The following is a 23200-nucleotide window of genomic DNA, read 5'->3' on the forward strand; positions in this document are numbered from 1 at the left end:
CTGTCAGGCGAGCAGCCTGGCGAGCGTTGCCGCCGTGAAATCCACCATGGGCACGACGCGGGCATAGTTCAACCTTGTCGGGCCGATGACACCGACCACGCCGACCACGCGCCCATCCATCGCGCGCACCGGTTTGGCGATCACCGACGATCCGGACAACGCGAACAGCTTGTTTTCGGATCCGATGAAGATACGCGCCGCCTCCGCCTCGCGCGCGCTGTCGAGCAGGCGCGCGATCTCCTGCTTGCCCTCCAGCTCGTCGAGCAACTGCCCCACCCGGTCGAGATCGTCCGCCGCCGCGCTGTCGAGCAGCCGCGCCTGGCCGCGCACGATCAGCACCGGGCGATCGTCACCGTCCTGCGACCACACCGCCAGTCCGCGCGCGACCAGCCCCTGCGCCGCGACATCGAGCGCCGCCCGTTCGGCGCGCAGTTCGCGGGCGATCCGGGTGCGGGCTTCGCTGAGCGTGAGGCCGCCCAGCGTCGCCGTCAGATAATTCGCCGCCTGCTCCAGCGCACCGGCGGGCATCCCGGCGGGAAGTTCGACCACGCGGTTTTCGACCGATCCGTCGTCGCCGACCAGCACCGCGAGCGCACGCCCCTCGCCCAGCGGCACGAAACCGAATTGCTTGAGCACCCGCTCCGCCTTGGGAACCAGCACCAGCCCGGCACATGCCGAAAGGCCGGACAGCGCGGCGGTGGTATTCGCCAGCGCCTCCTCGATCGGGCCGGCGGCGCCGGCGCGCGATTCGATCGCGGCGCGTTCCTCCACCGATGGTTCGCTCGCCTGCATCATCCCATCGACGAACAGGCGCAGACCCAGTTCGGTGGGCATCCGCCCCGCGCTGGTATGCGGCGCGGCGAGCAGGCCCAGTTCCTCAAGATCCTGCATGACGTTGCGGATCGAGGCGGGGGACAGGTTGAGCGGCGACACGCGCGAGATCGTCCGCGATCCGACCGGCTGACCCGCGTCGAGATAGGATTCGACCACGATGCGAAAGATATCGCGCGCGCGGTCGGTCAGTTCGGAGATCGGCGGGGTGCTCACGCGCCAAGATGTAGCGCGCCGCCGCCGTGGCTCAAGTCCGTCAGGATCGAACCGCTGCACTGGCGCGTTCCCCGCGTCCGGTCTAGGGCCGGCCCGACAGTCACAGGAGAATTCGATGCGCCCCAGCGGCCGCGCCCCCGATCAGATGCGTGGAATCACGATCGAACCCCATTTCACCCGCCATGCCGAGGGATCGGTGCTGATCGGGTTCGGCGATACCAGGGTGCTGGTCACCGCCAGCGTCGAGGAGCGCATTCCCCCCTGGCTGCGCGGCAAGGGCGAAGGCTGGGTGACCGCCGAATATGGCATGCTCCCCCGCGCCACCCATACGCGCGGCAGCCGCGAGGCGGCAAAGGGCAAGCAGTCCGGCCGCACCCAGGAGATTCAGCGGCTGATCGGCCGCTCGCTGCGCGCGGTCACCGACCTGAAACTGCTTGGCGAGCGCCAGATCACGCTCGATTGCGACGTGATCCAGGCCGATGGCGGCACTCGCACCGCGTCGATTTCCGGCGCGTGGGTCGCGCTGCGCCTGGCGATCGACAAGCTGATGGCGGCGGGCGCGATTTCCGAAGACCCGATCCGGCAGCAGGTCGCGGCGATTTCGTGCGGGATCTACAAGGGGGCGCCGGTGCTCGACCTTGATTATGACGAGGACAGCAACGCCGATGCCGACGCCAATTTCGTGCTCCTGTCCGACGGCAAGATCGCCGAGGCCCAGGCGACTGCGGAGGGCGCATGCTATGATGAAGAGGGGCTGCTGCGCCTGCTCCGTCTCGCGCGGATCGGGTGCAAGGAGATCTTCGCCGCCCAGCTGAAGGCGGTCGGTCGGTGAGCGGCGAGGGAAAGGACCCGCAGGCGATCCGCAAGCTCGTCCCCGGCCGGCTGGTCATCGCCAGCCATAATGAGGGCAAGGTGCGCGAAATCCGCGACCTGCTCGCCCCCTATGGGATAGAGCCGGTCAGTGCCGGATCGCTCGGTTTGCCCGAGCCGGACGAAACCGGCACCACCTTCGTCGCCAATGCCGAATTGAAGGCGATGCAGGCGGCCGACCTTTCGGGGCTTCCCGCGCTGGCCGATGATTCGGGACTGTGGGTCGAGGCGCTGGGCGGCGAACCGGGCATTTTCTCCGCGCGCTGGGCAGGCCCGGAAAAGGATTTCGGCAAGGCGATGGCGCTGGTGAACGCGCATGTCGCCGACAAGGGACCGGATGCCAGCCGCGACGCGCATTTCGTCTGCGCGCTCGCGCTCGCCTGGCCCGACGGGCATGTCGAATGGTTCGAAGGACGCGTCGATGGCACGCTGGTCTGGCCGCCGCGCGGAACCAACGGCTTCGGCTATGACGCGATGTTCGTGCCGGACGGCCGCGACCGGACGTTCGGCGAGATGGACCCGGCCGAAAAGCACGCGATCAGCCATCGCGCAGACGCCTTTCGCCAGCTCGTCGCCGCCGTGCTCTGATCGGGGACCCAGATCGATCGCGCATCGGATCGACTGACACATCCGGTCACGCCGTGGCGCGGGCGCCCCACCCGCGCTAAGGGGCGGTCCATGGCGACGTTCGTCCACCTGACCAGCCATCGCAACCTGCCCGGCATCCGCCGGAACGGTATCGGCTTCGTCAAGAAGGACGGATGGCGGCGCGACCGCATCTACGCGATGCCGGTGACGCGCGAGTTCAACATCTCGCACCAGTGGCTGCGCGAATTGCGGCGTGAGGGGCGGGGGACGATCGCGGGCGTCTATTTCCGCATCCCCGACGACACGATGGTCGAGGTCGGACACTATAACAGCCCGTCGGTCGAGATGACCGCGGCCCAAGCGGTGGCCCTGCTGCTCGCTGCCGAGCAGACCGATCCCGCCGCAGCACGCGCCGCCGCCAAGGCGTCCAGAGCGGTGCAGAGCCGCCGTCGCCTGCCCAGCTCGCCCGAGGGATTCCAGGTGCTGATCCCCCGCCCGATCGCCAAGTCCGAAATCCTGCGCGTCAAGGCGCTGCCCCAGGTCACCGGCTGGCGCTACATGCCCGGCGCCAACGGCACCGCCCCGTGCGGATGCATCTGTTGCGAAAAGGGCAATTGGGGCATCCGCAAGCTCGAGCGCCGGGTCGAGGCCGACGAAGTGGCGGGGCGCATGCCGAAGGTCCGGCTCGCGGGGCGGAGCGACAAATCGTTCGAACGGGTCGAACGGATGAAGGCGGCACGGGGCGGGCGGAGTAGCGCGATTCCGTGAGGCTCCGGCCGCAAATGGCGCCGCGTTGGCCCCACATATTGCCGGCGGGCGACCACAGGCAGGACAGAGGGGCGCCGCCGCCGCCCTGGTCGCTACGATTCAGCGGCTGCGCGCATTCTTGCTATAGACGGGGAACATGCCGGCGTCGCCATAATCAGCGATCGGGTCGATGTTGCGAAGCGCCACCATGTCGTCGTCGGCGATTTCGAACGCCACTGCGGCGTTGCTGCGCATATGGGCGGGATTGGCGGTCTTGGGCAGCGGCAGCATGCCGAGTTGCAGACAGTAACGGATGGCCAGCTGGTTGACCCCGACGCCGTAACGCGACGCCATGGCGATCAGCGTCGCGTTCCGCAAAATCTCGCCATGACCAAACGGCGAATAGGCCTCGACCAGCATGTCCGCGTGCCGGATATCGTCGACCAGCGCGGCGGGCGTATTACCGACATGCGCCAGAATCTGGTTGACCGCCGGCCGGATCGAGGCGTGCTGCACGATATTGTCGATATCGATTTTTTCGAAGTTCGACAGGCCGATCGCGCGGATCTTGCCGGCCTGATACGCCTCCTCCAGCGCGCGCCATGCTTCGAGATTTCCCTCGAAGAAATGCTCGCCCTCGCGAAACGCGGCCCAAGGTTGCGGGCTGTGGATGATCATCAGATCGATCACGTCCAGACCCATCGTCGCGAGCGAGAGGTCGATGGCGCCACGCGCCTCGGCATGCGACTTGATCTCGGCGGCGAGCTTCGTGGTCACGAACAGCTCGTCGCGCGGGACCCCGCAATCGCGGACCCCTTCCCCCACGCCCCGTTCATTGCCATAGGCCTGGGCCGTGTCGAAGTGGCGATAGCCGATGGCTGCGGCATCGCGCACCGCCTGTGCGGCCGCATCGTCGGGGATGAACCAGGTGCCAAGACCCAGGCTCGGGATCCGAACGCCGTTGTTCAGCGTGTAGCTTTGATTGAGCATCATTTGTCCTTCTCAGGTGTCGAAGGGGCCGGGCCGGGGCCGTAGCCGGGCCGTTTGGCCAGCCGGTGCCACTGTCGCGCGATATCGGGGCCATAGACGCTGTCCGACCAGTCGGCGGAAGCCACCTCCTCCAGCGCGACTGAGATCCAGTCCGGGCCATAGCCGAGGATGTCGGTCACATCATCGACGATGGCGGCGGTCAGCCGGCGCTTCCGTTCGGCAGATTTGCCCGGCCATAATTTGACGATGACGTTCGGCACGCGATTCAGTCATGCGGGATATCGGCGAGATATTCCGCGTCGGTGACATGTTCCATCCAGGTCACGTTGGTGCCGTCCAGCATTTCCTGAAGTGCGATATGGGTCATCCCCTCATGCGGGGTTGCACCGTGCCAGTGCTTCTTGTCGGCTGGACACCACAGGACGTCGCCGGCGTGGAATTCGATCTTCGGCCCGCCCGCCACCTGCGTCCAGCCGACGCCTTCGGTGACAATCAGCGTCTGGCCCACCGGATGCGAATGCCAGGCGGTCCGTGCTCCCGGCTCAAAATGCACGATCGCTCCGGTCAGTCGCGAGGGTTCGTCACGCTTGAACTGGCCGGTGATTGTCGCCTTGCCGGTAAAATATTCCGCCGGCCCCTGGACGGTTTCGAGCTCTTCCTTGCGCGTGATTTCCATGGGGCCGTTACCTTTCAGCTTGGGGGTGCGATCGGTCGATGACTGGGGTGCGGCCATGATCGCCAGGATCGGCAGGATGAACGACACTGATTGCTCCCCGATGGGTGATATTCCGCAATTTAGGGGGCGGTCCGGTGCGTCATAAGCCGGCCTCTCTGCAATGATCTGATGAATTTGGCTCATCAATTTGCTAGGACGTGACCATGGAACTCAGCCGCTCCGACCTTGCCGATTTCGCCTATTTCCTCGCGATCGCGCGGCATCGCAGCTTTCGCAAGGCGGCGCTGGAGATGCAGGTTACCCCCTCGGCGCTCAGCCATGCGATGACTGCGCTGGAGACGCGACGCGGGGTTCGTCTGTTGAACCGGACGACACGCAGCGTGACGCTGACCGCTGCGGGGGAGGATCTGTTCGCGGCGATCGCGATGCCGATCGAGCGGATCGCGGAGGCGTCCGGAAATCTCGATCGCCTGCGCGATGCCCCCGCCGGGCGGATCAGGATCAACGTGCTGGAGGACGCGGTGCCGCTGGTGCTGGATCCAGTAATGCCGGTCTTTGTCGATCGCTATCCCGACGTCGAAATCGATATTGCGGTGAACAATCGCATGATCGATATCGTCGGCAACGGCTTCGACGCGGGGATACGCTATGGTGGTACGGTGCCGGAGGATATGGTCGCCCGCCGGCTGTCGCCGTCGCTACGCTGGATCGCCGCGGCCGCGCCTGCCTATCTCGACCGGTTCGGCGCCCCGGCCCATCCGCGCGATCTGGCCAATCATCGTTGCATCGGAATTCGGCTGGGCAACGAGTTGGTGTACAAATGGGAGTTCGAGCGGGACGGTGAATCGCTCGAAATCGCGACGCCCGGCCCGGTGACGGTCGATGAAAGCCATGCCGCAGTCGCCTTCGGACGGGCCGGGGTCGGCATCATCTATGGCGCGGCGCCGATCTTGCAGCCGGATATCGATCGTGGCGCGCTGATCCCGCTACTGCCCGAATGGGCGTCGGTTGGGGAGGGGTTCCACATCTATTATTCCGGGCGGCGCCAGGTGCCGACCGCGTTGCGGCTGCTGACCGATCTGATTCGCGAAGTCAGGCCGCTGGATGCGTGGTCTCACGGCAGCGCGCGCTGGCCCCACACATTGCCGGCGGGCGAATAGCGGCACACCAGATAGTCGTCGGTGCGGTTGCTGGCGAGCGCGCAGCCGACCCGGGTCGTCCCCTGCCAGACGATCTGGCTGTAATGGCCGGCCTCGACGAACCTGCCGGTACGGCTGATGTTCGGGATCGGCTGGTTGAGAAAATTGCGCCGCTCGTCGATCCAGTGCTGCGCCATCTCGCCATAGCGATAGGCGCCGCGCGTGCCGGTCCACAGATTTTCGCCCTGCGCCGCCGGGCCGACGGGTTGCGGCGCATGTTCCATCACGCCGCGCCGCGCCAGCTCGCGGGCATAGCCCTCCGCATCGCGCGCGAGCGCCGCGTCCCAGGCGAGCGGCGGCATGCCGACCGCCGCCCGCGCCGCATTGTGGCGTTCGATCATTGCCGCGCGCAACCGCGTGTCGCCGCGCGGCGCATTGCCGTCGAACGCGCGCGGCTCGACCACCCGGTCCGGCGCCTCCTGCACGCTTTCCGGCGCGGTGCAGGCGGCGAGCAACGTCAGCATGAGCAACAGCATCTTTCGCATCACCTCGAACCCCGTCATAGCGCGCGTGAGATGAACGCTTGCCCACCGACCGAGGCTCCGCTGGCGCTCTACGTCCATTGGCCGTTCTGCGTCTCCAAATGCCCCTATTGCGATTTCAACAGCCATGTCCGCGAGGTGGTGGATCAGGCCGCGTGGCGCAAGGCGCTGCTCGCCGACCTCGCGCATGAGGCTGCGCTGCTGCCCGGCCGGACGCTCGGATCGATTTTCTTCGGCGGCGGTACGCCCTCGCTGATGCCGCCGATGACGGTCGCGGCGGTGATCGACGCGGCGACCGCCTTGTGGCCAGCTGCCGACGACCTGGAGGTGACGCTGGAGGCGAACCCCTCGTCGGTGGAGGCCGCGCGCTTTGCCGACCTTGCCGCGGCCGGCGTCAACCGGGTGTCGCTCGGGCTTCAGGCACTCGACGACGCCGCGCTGGGCTTTCTGGGGCGCGCGCATGACGTGGCCGAGGGGCTGGACGCGCTCGCCACCGCGCAACGGCATTTCGGGCGCGTCAGCTTCGACCTCATCTATGCCCGCCCCGGCCAGAGCGTCGCGGCGTGGGAGGCTGAACTGGCCCGCGCGCTCGCCTTCGGAACCGAGCATCTCTCGCTCTACCAACTCACGATCGAACCCGGCACGCGCTTCGCGACCCTCGCCGCCAGGGGCGATCTCACCATTCCCGACGAGGATGTCGCCGCCGACCTGTGGGACGCGACCCAGGCGCTGACCGCTGCCGCCGGGCTGCCGCTATACGAGGTGTCGAATCATGCGCGGCGTGGGGCGGAGAGCCGCCACAATCTCGCCTACTGGCGGATGACCGACTATGCCGGCATCGGGCCGGGCGCGCATGGACGCCGGCTGGGCATGGCGACGCAGCGCCACCGCAAACCCGAAAACTGGCTCACGGCGGTGACGCGCAACGGTCATGGCCTGTGTGAGGAGGCGATTCTGTCACCGTCGCAGCGCGCGACCGAAATGCTGGTCATGGGGCTGCGGCTGGCAGAGGGGATCGACCGCGCGCGCATCCCCGCCGACCGGATCGACATGGCGAAGGTCGATCTGTTGGCCGGTCAGGGCCTGCTCTCCCTCACCGCCGACAGGATGCGCGTCACACCGGCGGGCATGCCCGTGCTGGAGGCGATCCTGCGCGAGGTCGTGCGGCCCTAGCGCCCGCCAAAGCCCTGCGGTGCCGGCGAGACGGTCACCGTGGTCCCGCCGCGAATTTCCTGCACCTCCAGCGCGCGTTCGGCCACGCCGTCGCGACCGAAGCGGAACGCGCCGTCAAGGCCCGCGAACCCGTCCCGATCGATGAGGCGCGCCGCCGGGAAATTGTTTCCCGGCCGCCAGTCGCGCGCGATTCGCACGGTGAGCAGCACCGCATCATAGCCCAGCGTCGACAGGCGGTAGGGGGCGGCGCCGAACCGGGCGCGGTATTTCGCGGCATATTGGCGATAATAGGTGTCGGAGACGCTGGCGAACCACGCGCCGTTCAGCGCGGTCATTCCGCCAATCCCCGAATCGCTGTTCCACAATTCGGTCCCCAGCACGCGCGCGCCGGGATTGGCGCGGCGGATGCCCGGGACGGCAGTGACCGCGCCGGTCGCGGCGTCGGCGATCAGCACCGCCTGGAACGGGTTGCGGGCAAGCCGGGCGATCGCTTCGTTCATCGATGCGGCGCCGCGGTTGTAGCTTTCCAGCGCGGTGACGCGTCCGCCAACGCCTTCGACCGCGCGCAGGAAGGTCGTCGATGCGCGCTGCCCGTACAGGCCCGTCGGCATCAGCCCGGCAAAGTCGGTGATGCCGCTGCGGCTGGCATAATCGACCACGCGCTCGATCGACTGGGACGGGGCGTAGCCCATGATGAAGGTGCCGTTTCCGGCGGCATCGACATCGTTGGAAAAGCTGAGCACCGGAACGTCGGCCCGGCGTGCCAGCGGGGCGATCGCCCGCGCGTCCTCCGCCAGCAGCGGGCCGAGGATCAGCTTGTTGCCGTCCGCCAGCGCGCGGTTGACCGCCGCCGTCGCGCCCAATGCGGTATCATAGGTGGTGATGCGGATATTGTTGGCCTTGGTATCCAGGATCGCGAGCTGGGTCGCGTTGGCCAGGCTGCGGCCGACGCCGCCATTGACGCCGGTCAGCGGCACCAGCAGCGCGACTCGGTGGCGCTGCACATCCTCTTCGGGCAGTCCGGGACGAACCGGCGTGGGTGTCGGACGACTCGGGCCGACCGGGCCGGGATTGACCGGCGGCGGTGGCGGCGCGGAGGGACGGACGCAGGCGGACAACGCCATCGCCCCCGCGATCACCGCGTTGCGGACCAACGTAGCGATGCCCCGTTGCCGTTTCGATGCTGCCTCTGCCATGACACGTCCCCGATGACTTCTGTTCTTGCGCCTGGCCTCTATATCGTCGCGACGCCAATCGGCAATCTCGGCGACCTGTCTTCCCGCGCTGCTGACATACTCCTGAACGCCGATATCGTTGCGGTGGAAGATTCGCGAGTGACCGCCGGCCTGTTCCGCCACCTTGGCGCGAAACGGCCGATGACCCCCTATCACGATCACAATGCGGAGGCGGTCCGCCCTGGCCTGGTCGCGCGGATGGCGATGGAGGCGGTGGCGCTGGTGTCCGACGCCGGGACGCCGCTGATCTCTGATCCCGGGTACAAGCTGGTGCGCGACGCGCGCGCGGCGGGGCATATGGTGACCACCATCCCCGGCCCCTGTGCGGGCATCGCCGCGCTGACGCTTGCCGGCCTGCCCACCGATCGCTTCCTGTTCATGGGCTTCCTGCCCAGCAAGCAGCAGGCGCGCGCGGATGCCATCGCCGAAATCGCCGCGATTCGCGCCACGCTCGTCTTCTACGAAAGCGGGCCGCGACTGTCCGCCGCGCTGACCGCGCTGGCGGCGGGGCTGGGCGACCGGGAAGCGGCGGTCGCGCGCGAGATCACGAAGAAGTTCGAGGAATGCGTGACCGGATCGTTGACCGGCCTTGCCGCGCGCTATGACGCCGCCCCGCCCAAGGGCGAGATCGTGATCGTCGTCGCCCCGCCCGGGGAGGCGCCGCCCGCATCGGCGGAGGACGCCGACGCGGCGCTGGCCGAGGCGCTGACCCGCTTGCCTGCGTCGAAGGCGGCGGGCGAGGTGGCGAAGAAGCTGGGGCTGGACCGCAAGGCGCTTTACGCGCGGGCGATGGAGATGAAGCGATGAGGGACCGCCGCGCCGCAGAGCAATCGGGGCGCGACGGCGAAACCCGTGCCGCCTGGTATCTGCGGCTGCGCGGATGGCGCATCCTCGACCGTCGCGTGCGCACCCCCGCCGGCGAGGTCGATCTGGTCGCCAAACGCGGTAAGCTGGTCGCCTTCGTCGAGGTGAAGACGCGCAAGTCCGCCGCCGAACTCGACTTCGCGATCGATGAGCGTCGCCTGTCGCGCGTCGCCGCTGCGGCCGAATATCTCATGCCGCGCTATGCGGCGAACGGCGAGGACATTCGCGTCGATGTGCTGCTGCTCGCCCCCGGGATCCGCCCGCGCCATATCGAGAATGCCTGGATCGGGTGACAAGTCGCCCCGGCGTCCCTACCTGCGCTGAAGTCCGGCACCGGCCCACTCCCCCACCCGGCCACCCAACGGTGGCGTGATATGGGTGGCCGGGTGGGGGAGTGGGCTGGAACCGCATCCGCGCAAGCGGATCAAACAATGCAGGAGATCCCGCTTGTCGCTTACCGTCGCCGTCCAGATGGACCCGCTCGATTCGATCAATATCGCGGGCGATTCGACCTTCGCGCTGATGCTGTCGGCGCAGGCGCGGGGACACCGGTTGTTCCACTATGCGCCCGAGGCGCTGAATTATGCCGACGGGCGGGTGTGGACGCGCGCCCATCCGGTGACGGTTCAGCGGGTCGCGGGGGATCATTTCAGCGTCGGCGATCCGGTGAAGCTCGATCTGGGCGAGGAGGCGGACGTGGTGCTGATGCGACAGGACCCGCCCTTCGACCTGGGCTACATCACCGCCACGCACCTGCTCGAACGCATTGCGGACCGGACGCTGGTGGTCAACGACCCGGCAAGCGTGCGCAACGCGCCGGAAAAGGTGTGGGTGCTCGACTTCGCGCGCTTCATGCCGCCCACCCTGATCACCCGCAGCCATGAGGAGGCAAAGGCGTTTCTGGCGACGCATGGCGCGATCGTCGTCAAGCCGCTGCACGGCAATGGCGGCAAGGCGATCTTCAAGATCGATGCCGACGGCGCCAACCTCTCCTCGCTGATCGAGGTGTTCAACACCGCCTATCGCGAGCCGCATATGGTCCAGGCGTTCCTTCCGGAAATCGCGAAGGGCGACAAGCGGATCGTGCTGGTCGATGGCGAGGTCGCGGGCGCGATCAACCGCCTGCCGGGGGAGGGGGAAATCCGCTCCAACCTCGCGGTCGGCGGCAGCGCGGCGAAGACCGAACTGACCGCGAAGGAGCGCGAAATCTGTGCGGTGCTGGGGCCGGAGCTGAAGCGGCGCGGGCTGATCTTCGTCGGCATCGACGTGATCGGGGGGGAGTGGCTGACCGAGATCAACGTGACCAGCCCGACCGGCATCGTCGCGATCGACCGGTTCAACGGCACCGACACCGCGGCGATGATCTGGGACGCGATCGAGGCGCGGGTCGCGGCGCGCGCCTGATCCTTTGCGCTGGGGACGCGTTGCCTTCATCCCGTGACCGAATTCATTCTCAACCTGATCGCCTGGGGCGGCTATGTCGGGATCTTCATCCTGATGACGCTCGAAAACGTCTTCCCGCCTATCCCGTCAGAGGTCATCATGGGATTTGGCGGCATGGCGGTGGCGCGCGGGGACATGGCGATGACACCGCTGTTGCTGTGGGGGACCGCCGGGACCGCGCTCGGCAATCTGTTCTGGTACGCGGTCGGGCGCTGGATCGGCTATCACCGGCTGAAACCGATCGTCGATCGCCATGGCCGTTGGCTGACGATGACGTGGCACGACGTCGAGGCGCTGCACCGTTTCTTCGTCCGGCATGGCTGGTGGATGGTGTTCGTCGCTCGCTTCATGCCGACCTTTCGCACGATGATTTCGCTGCCGGCGGGCATGGCGAAGATGGGCCTGCCGCGATTCCTGATCGCGACCTTTGCCGGCAGCGCGATCTGGAACGCGGTGCTTGCCTATGCCGGCCTGATCCTGGGGTCGCGCTTTGGACAGGTGCAGGATTATGTCGGGCCGGTCGCGATCGCCTTCACCGTCGCGATCATCGGCATCTGGCTGTGGCGGGTGGCGCGGTGGAAGGCGCGCGATTAGGCGCGCGGATGCGCGTTGCGATAGACGTCGAGCAGGTGCGCGGCATCGACGGCGGTATAGATTTGCGTGGAACTGAGGCTGGCATGGCCGAGCAGTTCCTGAAGCGCGCGCAGGTCCGCGCCCCGGCCCAGCAGATGCGTCGCAAAGCTGTGGCGCAGCGCGTGCGGGGTCGTCCGCGCCGGCAGCCCCAGCCGCACCCGCGCCGCGCGCACCGATCGGCGCACGATCGCCGGTGACAGCGGCCCGCCGCGCGCCCCGCGAAACAGCGGCGCGTCGGGCGCCACGCCCCAGGGGCAGCGCGCGACATAGTCCTCGATCGCCGCGCGCACCTGGGGCAGCAGCGGCACCATGCGGGTCTTCTCGCGCTTGCCGGTCACGCGCAGAGTCGGCCCCAGCGGCAGGATCGCGCCGGTCAGCCCCAGCGCCTCGCCGATCCGCAACCCCGCGCCATAGAGCAGCAGCAGCACGGCCAGGTCCCGCGCGCCGATCCACGCTTCGCGGGCGTCTTCCGCCACCTCCTCCGCCAGCGCCACCGCCTCGTCCGGGGAAACCGGGCGGGGTACGCCTTTCTTTACCCGTGGCCCGCGCAGCCGGGGCAGGTCGCGATCCCCGCCGCCGGCGAATTTGAGGAATGCGCGCACCGCCGACAATTCGCGCGCGGCCGACACGTTGCCGATCCCCTGACCCCGGCGATGGGCGAGGAAGGCGCGCAGGTCCCCGGCCTCGACCGTCGCCAGCGCGGCCGCATCGACCGTGCGCCCCCAGTGACCGGTCAGAAAGGCGATCAGCCGGATCGCCGCGCCTTCATAGGCCCGCACGGTATGCGCCGACCGCCGACGATCGCGCGCCAGATGCTCGGCGAACCGCAGCGGCAGGGGAGGGTGCTCCATTCGAGGACTCTAACATGCTTCAACGACGTGACGAATCCGCTAAATGCGGACGGCATGAGCCAGTCCGACAGCCACGGCGTGCGTATCGCCTATCACCATAGCGAGGGCGAAGGCCCCACCATCGTCTTTCTGCCCGGCTATGCCTCCGACATGAGCGGGACGAAGGCGCTGGCGATCGAACAATGGGCGCGCGACGCGGGCCGCGCCTTTCTGCGCTTCGACTATGCCGGTTGCGGCGAGAGCGAGGGCCGGTTCGAGGACCAGACGCTGACCAGCTGGCGCGACGATGCGCTGCTGCTGATCGACGAACTGGTCGAGGGGCCGGTCGTGCTGGTGGGATCGTCGATGGGCGGGTGGATCATGCTGCTGGTGGCCAGGGCGCGTCCGGAGCGGGTCGCGGCGCTGGTGGGCATCGCCGCCGCGCCCGATTTCACCGATTGGGGATTCGATCAGGAGCAGAAGATGAAGCTGCTCACCGATGGCCGGCTGGAGCGGCCGTCGCAATATGGCCCTGAGCCCATGGTCACCACCCGTGCCTTCTGGAGCTCGGGCGAATCGAACCGGATGATGCACGGGCCGATCGATCTGTCGATGCCGGTGCGGTTGATCCATGGCCAGCGTGATCCCGATGTCCCCTATACGCTCAGCGTGACGCTCGCCGGGTTGCTGCGTTCAGACGATGTGCAGACTGTGCTGGTCAAGGATGGCGATCACCGCCTGTCCCGCCCGCAGGACATCGCCCTGATCCTGCGCGCCATCGAGGATGTCTGCTGATCCCATGATTTCACTGTTGGTGCTTGCCCAGGCTGCCGCCGGCCCTCCCGCGCCGGTGCAGAAGCGCTGGGAGGATTGCGTCGAGCTGGCGATCGGCGACCCGGTGCGCGGCATTGCGGAGGCGCAGCGCTGGAACCTGGCCGGTGGCGGATTCCTGGCGCGCCAGTGTCTGGGAATGGCCTATGCGGCGCAGCGGCGCTGGACGAGCGCGGCCGGCGCGTTCGAGGCGGCCGCGCGCGAGGCGGAGGTCGCAAAGGATACACGGGCATCGAAATACTGGTCGCAGGCGGGCAATGCCTGGATCGCGGCGGCCGAGCCGGTAAAGGCGCGCGCGGCGCTCGACGCGGCGCTTGCCGCGGCCACGCTCGCTGGCTTGGAACTGGGTGAGGCGCATCTCGATCGCGCCCGCGCGCTGGTGGCGACCGGCGATCTCGCCGGTGCGCGCCGCGATCTCGACAAGGCGGTGGTCGAGGCGCCGGCGGACCCGATGGTGTGGCTGCTCTCCGCCACGCTCGCCCGCAAGATGGGCGACCTGGCGCTGGCCCAGCGCCATATCGCCGAAGCGGTGAAGCGTGCCGCCGACGATGCCTCGGTGCAGCTGGAGGCGGGGAATATCGCCCTGCTGTCCGGCGATCAGGCGGCGGCCAGGGTGGCCTGGCAACGCGCGGCACAGATCGCGCCCGGCACGCCGCAGGGCGCGTCCGCGCTCGCCGCGCTCCGCCAATTCGATGGCGCGCAATAGACTCTCGCGCCGGACCGCCTATCTCTGGGGTCAACCACAAGAGGGCGCGATGAAATATCTGCACACGATGATCCGGGTGGCCGATCCCGACGCGACGATCCGCTTTTTCGAACTGGTGGGTCTGAGGGAAGTGCGGCGCATGGAAAGCGAGAAGGGGCGGTTCACGCTCATCTTCCTCGCCGCGCCCGGGGATATCGAACGCGACGGCGAACGCGCGCAGGCGGAGGTCGAACTCACCTATAACTGGCCGCCAAGCGACGGCAGCGCGCCGGAGGAATATGCCGGCGGTCGCAATTTCGGCCATCTGGCCTATCGGGTCGATGATATCTACGCGACGTGCCAGCGGCTGATGGATGCGGGGGTGACGATCAACCGCCCGCCGCGCGACGGGCATATGGCGTTCGTGCGCAGTCCCGACGGCATCTCGATCGAACTGTTGCAGGACGGCCATCTCGATCCCGCCGAACCATGGGCGTCGATGCCGAACACGGGCAGTTGGTGATGATCGAGGTCGTCGGCATCCCGGCGCTCAGCGACAATTATATCTGGCTGGCGCATGACGATGGCACGGGCGAGACGGTGGTGATCGACCCGGCACAGGCCGATCCGGTGCTGGCGGTCGCCGAAGCGCGGGGGTGGAAGGTCGGCGCGATCTGGAACACCCACTGGCACCCCGATCACACCGGCGGCAACGCGGCGATCAAGGAAGCGACCGGCGCGACCGTGATCGCCCCGCGCGCGGAGGCGGAGCGGATCCCGACCGCCGATCGGCTGGTCGATGAAGGCGATGTCGTGATGCTCGGAAAGGTGGCGGCACGGGTGATGGCGGTGCCGGCCCATACGGCGGGCCATATCGCCTATCATCTGACCGATGCGCACATCGCCTTTGTCGGCGACACGCTGTTCGCGATGGGCTGTGGCAGGCTGTTTGAGGGGACGGCGGAGCAGATGTATGCGAACATGCAGCGGCTGGCGGCGCTGCCCGGCGACACGCGGGTCTATTGCGCGCACGAATATACCGAATCGAACGGCCGCTATGCGTTGACCGCCGAACCGGACAATGCCGCCCTCGCCGAACGGATGCGCGACGTCGTGGCGCTCCGGGCAAAGGGGCTGCCGACCGTTCCAACGACGATCGCGCTCGAACGCGCGACCAATCCGTTCATGCGCGCGACGAGCGCGGCGCAGCTTGCCGAACGCCGCGCCGCCAAGGACGCTTTTCAGGGCTGATCCGGAACGATCCCGCCCCCCGCTCATTGCACGGACATATCCGAAAGGGAGAGAAGACATGTTTCGACACGGATGCGCGATCGCCGGCCTGGCACTGATGACCACGGCATGCGGATCGCCCACACCCAGTCAGAATGTCGGCGAGACCGATGTGACGATGCCGGCCGAACCCACCGCCATGGACAATGCGATGGCGATGGATAACGCGATGGCGGGCGGCGAAACCGCCACCGCCGCCTTGCGAAAGGCGGACGGCACGCCCGCCGGCAGTGCCACCGCGACCACCACCGCCGACGGATTGAGCGTTACCGTCGCGGTGACCGGCATGACCCCGGGCGATCATGGCGTCCATGTCCATATGACCGGCAAGTGCGACGCCCCCGATTTCAAGAGCGCCGGCGGCCATTGGAACCCGTCGAACATGAAGCATGGCCTCGACAATCCCGCCGGATCGCATGCCGGCGACATGCCCAATCTGAAGGTGGCGGCGGACGGCAGCGGCTCGCTGACCTTCACGCTCAAATCGGGGACGATGGCGCAGCTGATGGATGCCGATGGCTCTGCCTTCGTGGTCCATGCCGGCAAGGACGATCAGAAGACCGATCCGTCCGGCGACAGTGGCGACCGGGTCGCCTGTGGCGTCTTCAAGGCCGCCTAATCGGTTTCATCGTCAAGCGGGTAGCGGGCGACCGCGCTGTAGGTCGCCCCGCCCTTGCCGAGTTCGCTTTCGAACAGCGTGAAATGCGCGACGCGGAACGGCGCGCTCGACAGCGAGGCATGTGCCGCCACGAATCGATCGACATGCGCCGACCCGCCCGACAGCCGGGCCAGCGTGATGTGCGGCAGATAGGCGCGCCGTTCGGGGGCGAGGCCGATGCGGACGAGCGCCTGATCCAGCTTTCGGTGAAGCGCCGCGAGGGGCGCCTGCGGGGCCACCCCGGCCCAGATCGCGTTGGCGCGCCCGCGCGTGTCGAACAGCCCGCACCCCGCGAGGCGCAGGTCGGGCAGCGGGGATCGGACCGATCCCAGCACCGCGGCGATATCGTCGGCGGTCCGACGATCCACCTCGCCGATGAAGCGGAGCGTCAGGTGCAGCTGATCGTCATCCTGCCACCGGGCGCGCGGAATGCCGCCCATCATCGCCAACAGACGGGAACGCACCATGCGCGGCGGGCGAAGGGCGACGAACAGGCGGTGCATCGCCGCCGTCCTTAACCGTTTATGTCAGACGCGGCGATTCCGGTTTTCCTTGAAATGCCGGGCTGGACCGATGATATTCCCGTTATCCGGCACCGCTGCCGGGCAAAGGAGTTTGAGATGGCTAATTGGTCTGACCCCCAGACGACCGCCGCCCCCTATGCGACGGCCGCAGGTACGCGCGGCGCCGCGTATGATGCGGGGCTGCGGTCCTACATGCTTTCGGTCTATAATTACATGGCGTCGGGCGTGCTGCTCAGCGGCATCGTCGCCCTGCTGTTCGCATGGGGTGGCGATCAGTCCGTCGCCTATTCGGTGTTCGCCAATGGCGGCCCGCTGGCGTGGATCATCACCCTGTCGCCGCTGGCGATCGTGTTCGCGATGAGCTTTGGCCAGAACAAGATGTCCACCGGCACGCTTCAGGTGCTGTTCTGGTCGTTCGCGGTGCTGATGGGGCTGTCGCTCTCGACGGTGCTGCTGATGTATACCGGCGCTTCGGTGGCGCAGGCGTTCTTCGCGGCTGCGGCGGGCTTTGCGGGTCTCAGCCTCTATGGCTACACGACGCAGCGTGACCTGTCGGCGTTCGGCAGCTTCCTGATCGTCGGCCTGATCGGCATCATCGTCGCCAGCATCATCAACCTGTTCGCCCAGTCGGGTCCGCTGTCGCTGGTCATCAGCGCGGCGGGTGTGCTGATCTTCGCGGGTCTGACCGCTTATGATACCCAGCGCATCAAGAGCATGTACCAGTATGTCGCCGGAACCGACATGGTGGGCAAGGTCGTGATCATGAGCGCGCTGTCGCTCTATCTCGACTTCATCAACATGTTCCTGTTCCTGCTGCGGCTGTTCGGTTCGTCGCGCAACTGATCGCGGCGCCGAAACACGCGAATCGGGGAGGTCCGGCCAGCGATGGCCGGGCCTCCTTTTCGTTCCGGCTCTCGTCACGCGGGCAAGAGGAACGCGCGACCGCATGGCGCGTTGGTTCGGACAGCATCGTGGAGTTCGAAACATGCCTGAGGACAGCAAGGAAAAGGCCGGCGACGCCGGCACCGATACCAGCATCGCGGAGCGGCTGGAGCGTAACCCGGAAAGCAAGCAGGCGCGGCTCGATCGCGCGCTGGACGAATCGATGGACGCGTCGGATCCGCCGGCAACCACCCAGCCGGTCCATTCGCACAAGCCCGCGCCCTCGTCCGGCTATGACGCCGACAAGGAGCGCGAACTGGCCGACGCGCAACGCCGGGGCGCCGGCACGGACGACTGAAACCCCGCTTGCGGCGCAGGCGCGCGATCCGGTAGAAGCCGCCCATGCTTTCCCGGATCGCGCGCTTCGCCGCTTTCGCCATTCTCGCCCTCACCGCGCTGCCTGCGCAGGCGCGGGTGACGATCACCTTCTGGTCATATGAACATGCGGGCCGGTTCCCGCACGCGTTCATCACGATGCACGGCACGCTCGATCGCAGCGGCAAGCCGATCAAGGAATCCTATGGGTTCACGCCCAAATCGGTGACCCCCGCGATGCTGATCGGCAACGTTGCGGGAAAGATCGATTACACGACGAAAGCCTATGTCGATGTCGGTACGCCCCATTTTTCAGTCGAGATCAGTGACGCGCAATATGACGCGGTGACGAAGATGGTGCGCGAATGGGATGCGAAGGGCGGCAATACCTACAGCCTCAACAAGCGCAACTGCGTCCATTTTTCGGCCGAGGCGATGCGGCTTTCAGGCCTGCGCGTGGTCGAGGACAAGAAGTTGATGAAAAAGCCGCGCTCGTTCACCCAGTCGATCGAAACGCTGAACAAGGGGCGGGTAAAGGTGATCGAAACCACGTCTGCCGCCTATCTCGCCGCCACCCCCGCGCTTGTCGGGGTGGGCCGCTAAGGCCGACCGGGCGGACGCCGGCGGCCTGATGAAAGCGCGGGTGCTTTCCCGCGCTTCAGCGCCCGGGGCGGCTCACCGCTTCAGGATATCGAGTGCCGCGCCCGTCATCGCCTCGGCGGCGGTGCCGATCACCTTTTCCGCGTCGGGCGCCCATTTCGCGCTGTGCAGCGAGGGCAGGCCCTTGCCGCCATTGGCCTGTGCCGCATCCCATTTGGCCTGCGGAACGCCGCCCACCCAATAGATCACGCTCTGGATCGACGGATCGGCGATGTGGAAACGGCCGAAATCCTCCCCGGCCATCGTCGGCGGCACTTCCTTCACCCGATCGGCGCCGAACCGGGTGGTGAACAGGGCCTGGAGCCGATCGGCGAACGGCTTGGTGCTGACCGCCGGCGGGGTAAAGGGTTCGCGCACCGTAACCACCGGCAGCATGTCGTCCGGCAGGCCGGCCGCGATCGCCTCCCCCTTGGCGATGCGGGCTATGCCGTCGATCAGTTGCTTGCGGACCTCGGGCGTGTAGGCGCGCACGGTCAACAGCAGCAACGCTTGTTCGGGGATGATATTGTGGCGCGTTCCGCCCTGAAAGCTGCCGACGGTGATGACCGCCGAATCGAGCGGGTCGATCTCGCGGGCGACGATCGTCTGCAATGCGGTGACGATCCGGCTGCCCAGCACGATCGGATCCTTGGTCGTTGCGGGATAGGCGCCATGGCCGCCGATCCCCTTGACCAGGATATCGACCGAATCGACGCTGGCGAAGGTGGGGCCGGACCGGATGCCGATCGTTCCGGCGGGCAGCGCGGCGCTGTCGTGGAACGCCATCGCATAATCGGGCTTGGGAAAGCGGGTGAGCAGCCCGTCCTTCAGCATCGCGATCGCGCCGGCGCTGTTCTCTTCGGCCGGCTGGGCGATCATCACCAGCGTCCCGTTCCACCGGTCCTTCATCGCCGCCATGTTGCGCAGCGTGCCGACCCAGGCGGCCATGTGCGTGTCGTGGCCGCACGCGTGCATGATGCCGGTCTCGACGCCTTCGGGCGTCTTGCCGCGCACCGTTGACGCGAAGGGTAGGCCGGTTTCCTCGGTCACCGGCAGTCCGTCCATGTCGGTCCGGATCAGCAGCGTCGGTCCCGGCCCGTTGCGCAGCACCGCGACGACGCCGGTGCCACCGACCTTTTCGGTCACCTCGAACCCGGCCTTGCGCGCCTCCGCCGCCATGCGTGCCGCCGTCTTCACCTCCTGCTGGCTCAATTCGGGGGCCGCGTGGAGATCGCGATAAAGCGCCATCAGCGATGGCATTTCCTTCGTCGTGGCATCGCGAATACTGTCGGCGTGCGCGGGAAGAGCGGCTATGGCCGCGGCGAGGATGAGCGAGGCGCGAAACATGGCCGGACTGTTGTCGAACCCCCCGATCTTGTCAAACCGTCGCGCGCTGCTGGGGGCGATGCTGTGCCTGCCGTTCGCCGCGCGGGCGGAAGCGGCGCAAGGCTTCGTGATCGACTGGCAGGGGGGTGGGATGGACGCGGCGATCGCGCAGTCGCTCGCCGTGCAGATCGCGCTGGTCGAGGCGCTGCCGATATCGGCGGAGGCGATGGCGTTCTTTCGCGCCCAGCCGATCGCGGTGGACCGGGAGATGGGGGCGCGGACGCGCGCGGGACCGCGCGGGGTCTTTTTCGCGCGGCGGGAACAGCCGGCCGCCAATCCGGTCCTGCTGCACGAGCTGATCCATCGCTGGCAATTGCTGCGGATGCCCGGCGGGCGTGCCAACCCGGATGTGCTGAGGCTCTATGCGCAGGACAGGGCGGGCGGACGCTATCCCGCCGCCGCCTATATGTTGACCAACCCGTTCGAATATTTCGCGATGATGGCGAGCGTCGTCCTGCATGGCGAGGCGGCGCGACCGCCGTTCAAACGCGCCAATGTGGAGACCAGGTCGCCCGAAACCTATGCGCTGATCGTGCGGGAGTTCGGATTGCGGATCTAGGCGGGGACCAGTTCGATCACGTCGAGATCGGATTCGAAACTGGGCGCGGGCAGGACCAGCCGCCAGCGCGTGGTTCCGACGCGCTCCAGATAGCCTGCCACGTCGCGTTTCGCATCCTGGCCATAGGGCAGCGCGATCGTCTCATCGCCGAGCTTGAGCGTGCCGAGGAAGATCGCGCGCGCATCGGTGTCGGTATAGAGTTTGCCGGCGGGCCGTTGCGCGCCGTCCAGCTTTTCCAGCACCGGCATATCGCCCTCTCGCCCGACGCGGCACTTCGCCCATGGCCGCGCCCGGAAGTCCGCGGTGAACGGCGGCTGCGACCCGAGCTTGAACGCGCGGCAGCGATAGTCGCCGACCGGCGGCATTGCGGTCGGCAACGCCTGATCGGGTTCGAACAGCGCGCCCTGTGCGGCGACGGCGGGGGCATCGATCGCGCGCGCCTTTTCCAGTGCCGTCAGCCAGGATTTGCGCCAGTCGCGCAGCCGGTCGCGATCCGCGGCGGTAGCGACGGTGCGCCACCGCGTTTCGGGCGGCTTTTCCGCGACATCCGCCTTGCCGGACCGGGCGCAGCCGGCGACCAGCGTCAGTGCGACCAGCGCCGGGATCGATGGGTTCCTCATGCCGCCGTCCAGCCGCCATCCATCGAATAATTCGCGCCGGTGATCTGCGCCGCCTCGTCCCGACACAGGAACAGCGCGAGCGCGGCGACCTGTTCGGGCTGAACGAACTGCTTGGTCGGCTGTGCGGCGAGGAGGACGTCGTTCATCACCTGCTCGCGCGTCAACCCGCGCGACTTCATCGTGTCGGGGATCTGGTTCTCGACCAGCGGCGTCCAGACATAGCCGGGCGAGATGCAGTTGACCGTAATCCCGTCGGTTGCGGTTTCCAGCGCGATGGTCTTGGTCAGGCCCGCAATCCCGTGCTTCGCCGCGACATAGGCCGACTTGTTGGGGCTGGCGACCAGGCTGTGCGCCGATGCCGTGCAGAGGATCCGGCCCCATTTCGCCGCCTTCATGTGCGGCACCGCCGCGCGCATCATGTGCCAGGCCGAAGACAGGTTGATGGCGATGATCGCGTCCCATTTCTCTGGCGGGAAATCCTCGATCTTCGCGACATGCTGGATGCCGGCATTGTTGACGATGATGTCCGGCCCGCCCAGTTCCGCATGGCAGCGATCGACCATCGCGTAGATCGCATCGGGCTTAGACATGTCGGCGTCGTCGTACAGCGCGCCGGCGCCGCTGATCGTCGCCAGCCCCGCCCGCTCCTGTTCGATCGCGCCGGCATCGCCAAAGCCGTTGATCATCACGCTCGCGCCCTCGGTCGCGAGCGCCTTGGCGATCGCAAGGCCGATGCCCGAGGTGGAACCGGTAACGATCGCGGACTTGCCCTTGAGAAACATCATTTACTCCTGTGCGGTGTCGAAGGCCCGCTCGCGGCGGGTCAGGTCGAAGGCGGCGGTTCGGCCATCGGCGATGTTGCTGGCGAGCAGGCGGGAATTGGCGATCGTCTCGGCCACCGCCGCCTCTCCCGCCCGCCAGTGTTCGCGCATCGACCGGGTGGAAAATTCGAAATCGCGGCTGCCGCCCTCCCAGGCATTGGCGCGATAGATCAGATGGACCAGGCTCACCGGCTTTTCGTCGGCCGCGGCGCGCAGTGCGGCGACGTCGGGATCGTCGGCAAAATCGTCGGGCAGGCGCGCGAGCAGGGCGCGGATCGCCTCCCGCTCCTTGCGCAGCCGCATCCGCTCGTCGGTCACCTGCCGGGTGCGGCTGGAAAAGCGGATTTCCTTCTCGCGCGCCATCACGTCGGTGATCGTGCGCGGGAGCGGCGCGCGGGCGGAGAACAGATCGACCTGAAAGATCAGGGTCGATGCCTCCTGATGGTCGAGGACATGGGTCAGCGGCGTATTCGAAACCAGCCCGCCATCCCAATAGAGCGCGCCATCGATCTCGACCGGGGGCAGGCCGGGGGGCAGCGCCCCGGAGGCCATGATGTGCCGCGCGTCGATCCGCTCCTCACGCGTGTCGAAATAGCGGAAATTGCCGCTCGCCAGCTCGACCGCGCCGACCGACAGGCGGATCGGGCCATCGTTCAGCAGATCCCAGTCGACCAGCGAATCGAGCGTCTCGCGCAACGGCGCGGTGTCGTAGAAGCTCAGCGCCTCCGGCGTGCCGGGTGTCGCCAGGAAGGCCGGCACCGGGCGCGGTGCGAAGAACCCCGGCACGCCCTGGCCCAGCACCATCGCCGCCGACCATTCATGGACGAATTCGCGCACCTGATCGTGGGGCAGGATCGGAAAACTGGGCAGCGCGCTGGTCGCGCGGTTCCAGAATGCGGCGAGACGCTCGATCCGCCGTTCGGGCGGATTGCCGGCGACGATCGCCGCGTTGATCGCACCGATCGAGATGCCGGCGACCCAGTCGGGAACGATGCCGCTATCGCTCAGCGCCTCGATCACGCCGGCCTGATAGCTGCCCAGCGCGCCGCCGCCCTGGAGCACCAGCGCGACGCAGCCGGGCAGCGGCAACGGCGATTCGCTGGGGGACTCGGCGCGGCGGATCGGTTCTGCATCGGCCATGGCGCACATGTGG

Annotated in this window: 30 protein-coding genes; 18 read left to right on the top strand and 12 right to left on the bottom strand. The window is 67.6% G+C overall.

What is annotated here, in order from left to right; genetic code table 11:
* Positions 1 to 3: 3 nt before the first annotated feature.
* Positions 4 to 1047, bottom strand: coding sequence for a heat-inducible transcriptional repressor HrcA (hrcA, locus tag KF783_RS10265; protein ID WP_294078930.1), 1044 nt, complete (start codon positions 1045 to 1047; stop codon positions 4 to 6).
* Positions 1048 to 1162: 115 nt separating this feature from the next.
* Between hrcA and rph the strand changes: the two genes are divergently transcribed.
* The 3 genes from rph to KF783_RS10280 all read left to right on the top strand — a co-directional run bounded on the left by rph (position 1163) and on the right by KF783_RS10280 (position 3273).
* On the top strand, positions 1163 to 1879 hold the full coding sequence (gene rph / locus KF783_RS10270) for a ribonuclease PH (RefSeq protein WP_294078932.1): 717 nt from the start codon (positions 1163 to 1165) through the stop codon (positions 1877 to 1879).
* Positions 1876 to 2505 (top strand): RdgB/HAM1 family non-canonical purine NTP pyrophosphatase, encoded by a 630-nt coding sequence (gene rdgB / locus KF783_RS10275; RefSeq protein ID WP_294078934.1) that lies wholly within the window; start codon positions 1876 to 1878, stop codon positions 2503 to 2505. The genes rph and rdgB overlap by 4 nt, the downstream gene beginning before the upstream one ends.
* A 90-nt stretch (positions 2506 to 2595) precedes the next feature.
* Positions 2596 to 3273, top strand: a complete 678-nt coding sequence (locus tag KF783_RS10280; RefSeq protein WP_294078939.1) for a hypothetical protein — start codon at positions 2596 to 2598, stop codon at positions 3271 to 3273.
* A gap of 99 nt (positions 3274 to 3372) precedes the next feature.
* On the opposite strand, the gene KF783_RS10285 is transcribed toward KF783_RS10280, so the two are convergent.
* Genes KF783_RS10285 through KF783_RS10295 form a run of 3 tightly spaced genes read right to left on the bottom strand, consistent with a single transcriptional unit; the run spans position 3373 to position 5005 of the window.
* Entirely contained in the window at positions 3373 to 4245 is an 873-nt protein-coding gene (locus KF783_RS10285) for an aldo/keto reductase (RefSeq protein ID WP_294078941.1), read from the bottom strand.
* Positions 4242 to 4502 (bottom strand): tautomerase family protein, encoded by a 261-nt coding sequence (locus KF783_RS10290; RefSeq protein WP_294078944.1) that lies wholly within the window; start codon positions 4500 to 4502, stop codon positions 4242 to 4244. The genes KF783_RS10285 and KF783_RS10290 overlap by 4 nt, the downstream gene beginning before the upstream one ends.
* A gap of 5 nt (positions 4503 to 4507) precedes the next feature.
* On the bottom strand, positions 4508 to 5005 hold the full coding sequence (locus KF783_RS10295; protein ID WP_366511729.1) for a cupin domain-containing protein: 498 nt from the start codon (positions 5003 to 5005) through the stop codon (positions 4508 to 4510).
* Positions 5006 to 5121: 116 nt separating this feature from the next.
* Between KF783_RS10295 and KF783_RS10300 the strand changes: the two genes are divergently transcribed.
* Positions 5122 to 6078: a LysR substrate-binding domain-containing protein gene (locus KF783_RS10300; protein WP_294078946.1), complete on the top strand. Its 957-nt coding sequence runs from the start codon at positions 5122 to 5124 to the stop codon at positions 6076 to 6078.
* Here the strand turns inward: KF783_RS10300 and KF783_RS10305 are convergent.
* On the bottom strand, positions 6033 to 6593 hold the full coding sequence (locus KF783_RS10305; protein WP_294078949.1) for a CAP domain-containing protein: 561 nt from the start codon (positions 6591 to 6593) through the stop codon (positions 6033 to 6035). The genes KF783_RS10300 and KF783_RS10305 overlap by 46 nt on opposite strands.
* A gap of 39 nt (positions 6594 to 6632) precedes the next feature.
* Between KF783_RS10305 and hemW the strand changes: the two genes are divergently transcribed.
* Positions 6633 to 7772, top strand: a complete 1140-nt coding sequence (gene hemW, locus KF783_RS10310) for a radical SAM family heme chaperone HemW (RefSeq protein WP_294078952.1) — start codon at positions 6633 to 6635, stop codon at positions 7770 to 7772.
* Here hemW and KF783_RS10315 read toward each other — a convergent pair.
* Complete coding sequence (locus tag KF783_RS10315; protein WP_294078957.1) at positions 7769 to 8968, bottom strand: penicillin-binding protein activator; 1200 nt, start codon at positions 8966 to 8968, stop codon at positions 7769 to 7771. The two genes, hemW and KF783_RS10315, sit on opposite strands and share 4 nt — an antisense overlap.
* A gap of 12 nt (positions 8969 to 8980) precedes the next feature.
* Here KF783_RS10315 and rsmI point away from each other — a divergent pair, with 12 nt between their 5' ends.
* From rsmI to KF783_RS10335, 4 genes are all read left to right on the top strand, one after another.
* On the top strand, positions 8981 to 9814 hold the full coding sequence (gene rsmI, locus KF783_RS10320; protein ID WP_294078964.1) for a 16S rRNA (cytidine(1402)-2'-O)-methyltransferase: 834 nt from the start codon (positions 8981 to 8983) through the stop codon (positions 9812 to 9814).
* Positions 9811 to 10164 (top strand): YraN family protein, encoded by a 354-nt coding sequence (locus KF783_RS10325; protein WP_294078966.1) that lies wholly within the window; start codon positions 9811 to 9813, stop codon positions 10162 to 10164. The genes rsmI and KF783_RS10325 overlap by 4 nt, the downstream gene beginning before the upstream one ends.
* 154 nt (positions 10165 to 10318) lie before the next feature.
* The gene (gshB, locus tag KF783_RS10330; RefSeq protein WP_294078969.1) at positions 10319 to 11275 is read left to right on the top strand and encodes a glutathione synthase; all 957 of its coding nucleotides are present in this window, start codon (positions 10319 to 10321) and stop codon (positions 11273 to 11275) included.
* A gap of 33 nt (positions 11276 to 11308) precedes the next feature.
* Positions 11309 to 11908 carry a DedA family protein gene (locus KF783_RS10335; protein WP_294078971.1) on the top strand — a complete coding sequence of 200 codons (600 nt, stop codon included), beginning with the start codon at positions 11309 to 11311 and terminating at the stop codon, positions 11906 to 11908.
* On the opposite strand, the gene KF783_RS10340 is transcribed toward KF783_RS10335, so the two are convergent.
* Positions 11905 to 12798 carry a tyrosine recombinase XerC gene (locus KF783_RS10340; RefSeq protein WP_294078973.1) on the bottom strand — a complete coding sequence of 298 codons (894 nt, stop codon included), beginning with the start codon at positions 12796 to 12798 and terminating at the stop codon, positions 11905 to 11907. The two genes, KF783_RS10335 and KF783_RS10340, sit on opposite strands and share 4 nt — an antisense overlap.
* A gap of 54 nt (positions 12799 to 12852) precedes the next feature.
* On the opposite strand from KF783_RS10340, the gene KF783_RS10345 reads away from it, so the two are divergent.
* The 5 genes from KF783_RS10345 to KF783_RS10365 are packed head-to-tail and all read left to right on the top strand — an operon-like array spanning position 12853 to position 16202.
* Positions 12853 to 13572 carry an alpha/beta hydrolase gene (locus KF783_RS10345; RefSeq protein ID WP_294078975.1) on the top strand — a complete coding sequence of 240 codons (720 nt, stop codon included), beginning with the start codon at positions 12853 to 12855 and terminating at the stop codon, positions 13570 to 13572.
* Positions 13573 to 13576: 4 nt separating this feature from the next.
* Complete coding sequence (locus KF783_RS10350) at positions 13577 to 14314, top strand: tetratricopeptide repeat protein (protein WP_294078978.1); 738 nt, start codon at positions 13577 to 13579, stop codon at positions 14312 to 14314.
* 49 nt (positions 14315 to 14363) lie between these two features.
* On the top strand, positions 14364 to 14816 hold the full coding sequence (locus tag KF783_RS10355; protein ID WP_294078980.1) for a VOC family protein: 453 nt from the start codon (positions 14364 to 14366) through the stop codon (positions 14814 to 14816).
* Positions 14816 to 15544: a hydroxyacylglutathione hydrolase gene (gloB, locus tag KF783_RS10360; protein ID WP_294079142.1), complete on the top strand. Its 729-nt coding sequence runs from the start codon at positions 14816 to 14818 to the stop codon at positions 15542 to 15544. The genes KF783_RS10355 and gloB overlap by 1 nt, the downstream gene beginning before the upstream one ends.
* 58 nt (positions 15545 to 15602) lie before the next feature.
* Positions 15603 to 16202, top strand: coding sequence for a superoxide dismutase family protein (locus tag KF783_RS10365; protein ID WP_294078982.1), 600 nt, complete (start codon positions 15603 to 15605; stop codon positions 16200 to 16202).
* Here the strand turns inward: KF783_RS10365 and thpR are convergent.
* Positions 16199 to 16744: an RNA 2',3'-cyclic phosphodiesterase gene (gene thpR / locus KF783_RS10370; protein ID WP_294078986.1), complete on the bottom strand. Its 546-nt coding sequence runs from the start codon at positions 16742 to 16744 to the stop codon at positions 16199 to 16201. The genes KF783_RS10365 and thpR overlap by 4 nt on opposite strands.
* A 117-nt stretch (positions 16745 to 16861) precedes the next feature.
* Here thpR and KF783_RS10375 point away from each other — a divergent pair, with 117 nt between their 5' ends.
* The 3 genes from KF783_RS10375 (at position 16862) to KF783_RS10385 (ending at position 18625) form a co-directional block, all read left to right on the top strand.
* Complete coding sequence (locus KF783_RS10375; protein ID WP_294078989.1) at positions 16862 to 17608, top strand: Bax inhibitor-1/YccA family protein; 747 nt, start codon at positions 16862 to 16864, stop codon at positions 17606 to 17608.
* A 142-nt stretch (positions 17609 to 17750) separates the two neighbouring features.
* Positions 17751 to 18005 (top strand): hypothetical protein, encoded by a 255-nt coding sequence (locus KF783_RS10380; RefSeq protein ID WP_294078991.1) that lies wholly within the window; start codon positions 17751 to 17753, stop codon positions 18003 to 18005.
* Positions 18006 to 18049: 44 nt separating this feature from the next.
* Positions 18050 to 18625 (top strand): hypothetical protein, encoded by a 576-nt coding sequence (locus KF783_RS10385; protein WP_294078993.1) that lies wholly within the window; start codon positions 18050 to 18052, stop codon positions 18623 to 18625.
* A 72-nt stretch (positions 18626 to 18697) separates the two neighbouring features.
* Here the strand turns inward: KF783_RS10385 and KF783_RS10390 are convergent, their stop codons facing one another.
* Positions 18698 to 20008, bottom strand: coding sequence for an amidohydrolase (locus KF783_RS10390; protein ID WP_294078996.1), 1311 nt, complete (start codon positions 20006 to 20008; stop codon positions 18698 to 18700).
* On the opposite strand from KF783_RS10390, the gene KF783_RS10395 reads away from it, so the two are divergent.
* A complete protein-coding gene (locus tag KF783_RS10395) occupies positions 20007 to 20606 on the top strand; it encodes a hypothetical protein (protein ID WP_294079001.1) in 600 nt (199 codons plus the stop codon). The genes KF783_RS10390 and KF783_RS10395 overlap by 2 nt on opposite strands.
* On the opposite strand, the gene KF783_RS10400 is transcribed toward KF783_RS10395, so the two are convergent.
* From KF783_RS10400 to KF783_RS10410, 3 genes are read right to left on the bottom strand one after another with little or no spacing between them, the layout of a single operon-like run.
* On the bottom strand, positions 20603 to 21226 hold the full coding sequence (locus KF783_RS10400) for a DUF4893 domain-containing protein (protein WP_294079004.1): 624 nt from the start codon (positions 21224 to 21226) through the stop codon (positions 20603 to 20605). The genes KF783_RS10395 and KF783_RS10400 overlap by 4 nt on opposite strands.
* On the bottom strand, positions 21223 to 22008 hold the full coding sequence (locus KF783_RS10405; protein ID WP_294079006.1) for a 3-hydroxybutyrate dehydrogenase: 786 nt from the start codon (positions 22006 to 22008) through the stop codon (positions 21223 to 21225). Before KF783_RS10405 ends, KF783_RS10400 begins: the two co-directional genes overlap by 4 nt.
* A gap of 3 nt (positions 22009 to 22011) precedes the next feature.
* Positions 22012 to 23187: a patatin-like phospholipase family protein gene (locus KF783_RS10410; RefSeq protein ID WP_294079009.1), complete on the bottom strand. Its 1176-nt coding sequence runs from the start codon at positions 23185 to 23187 to the stop codon at positions 22012 to 22014.
* Positions 23188 to 23200 lie beyond the last annotated feature (13 nt).

The sequence above is a fragment of the Sphingomonas sp. genome (assembly GCF_019635455.1).
Classification (GTDB): Bacteria; Pseudomonadota; Alphaproteobacteria; order Sphingomonadales; family Sphingomonadaceae; genus Sphingomonas.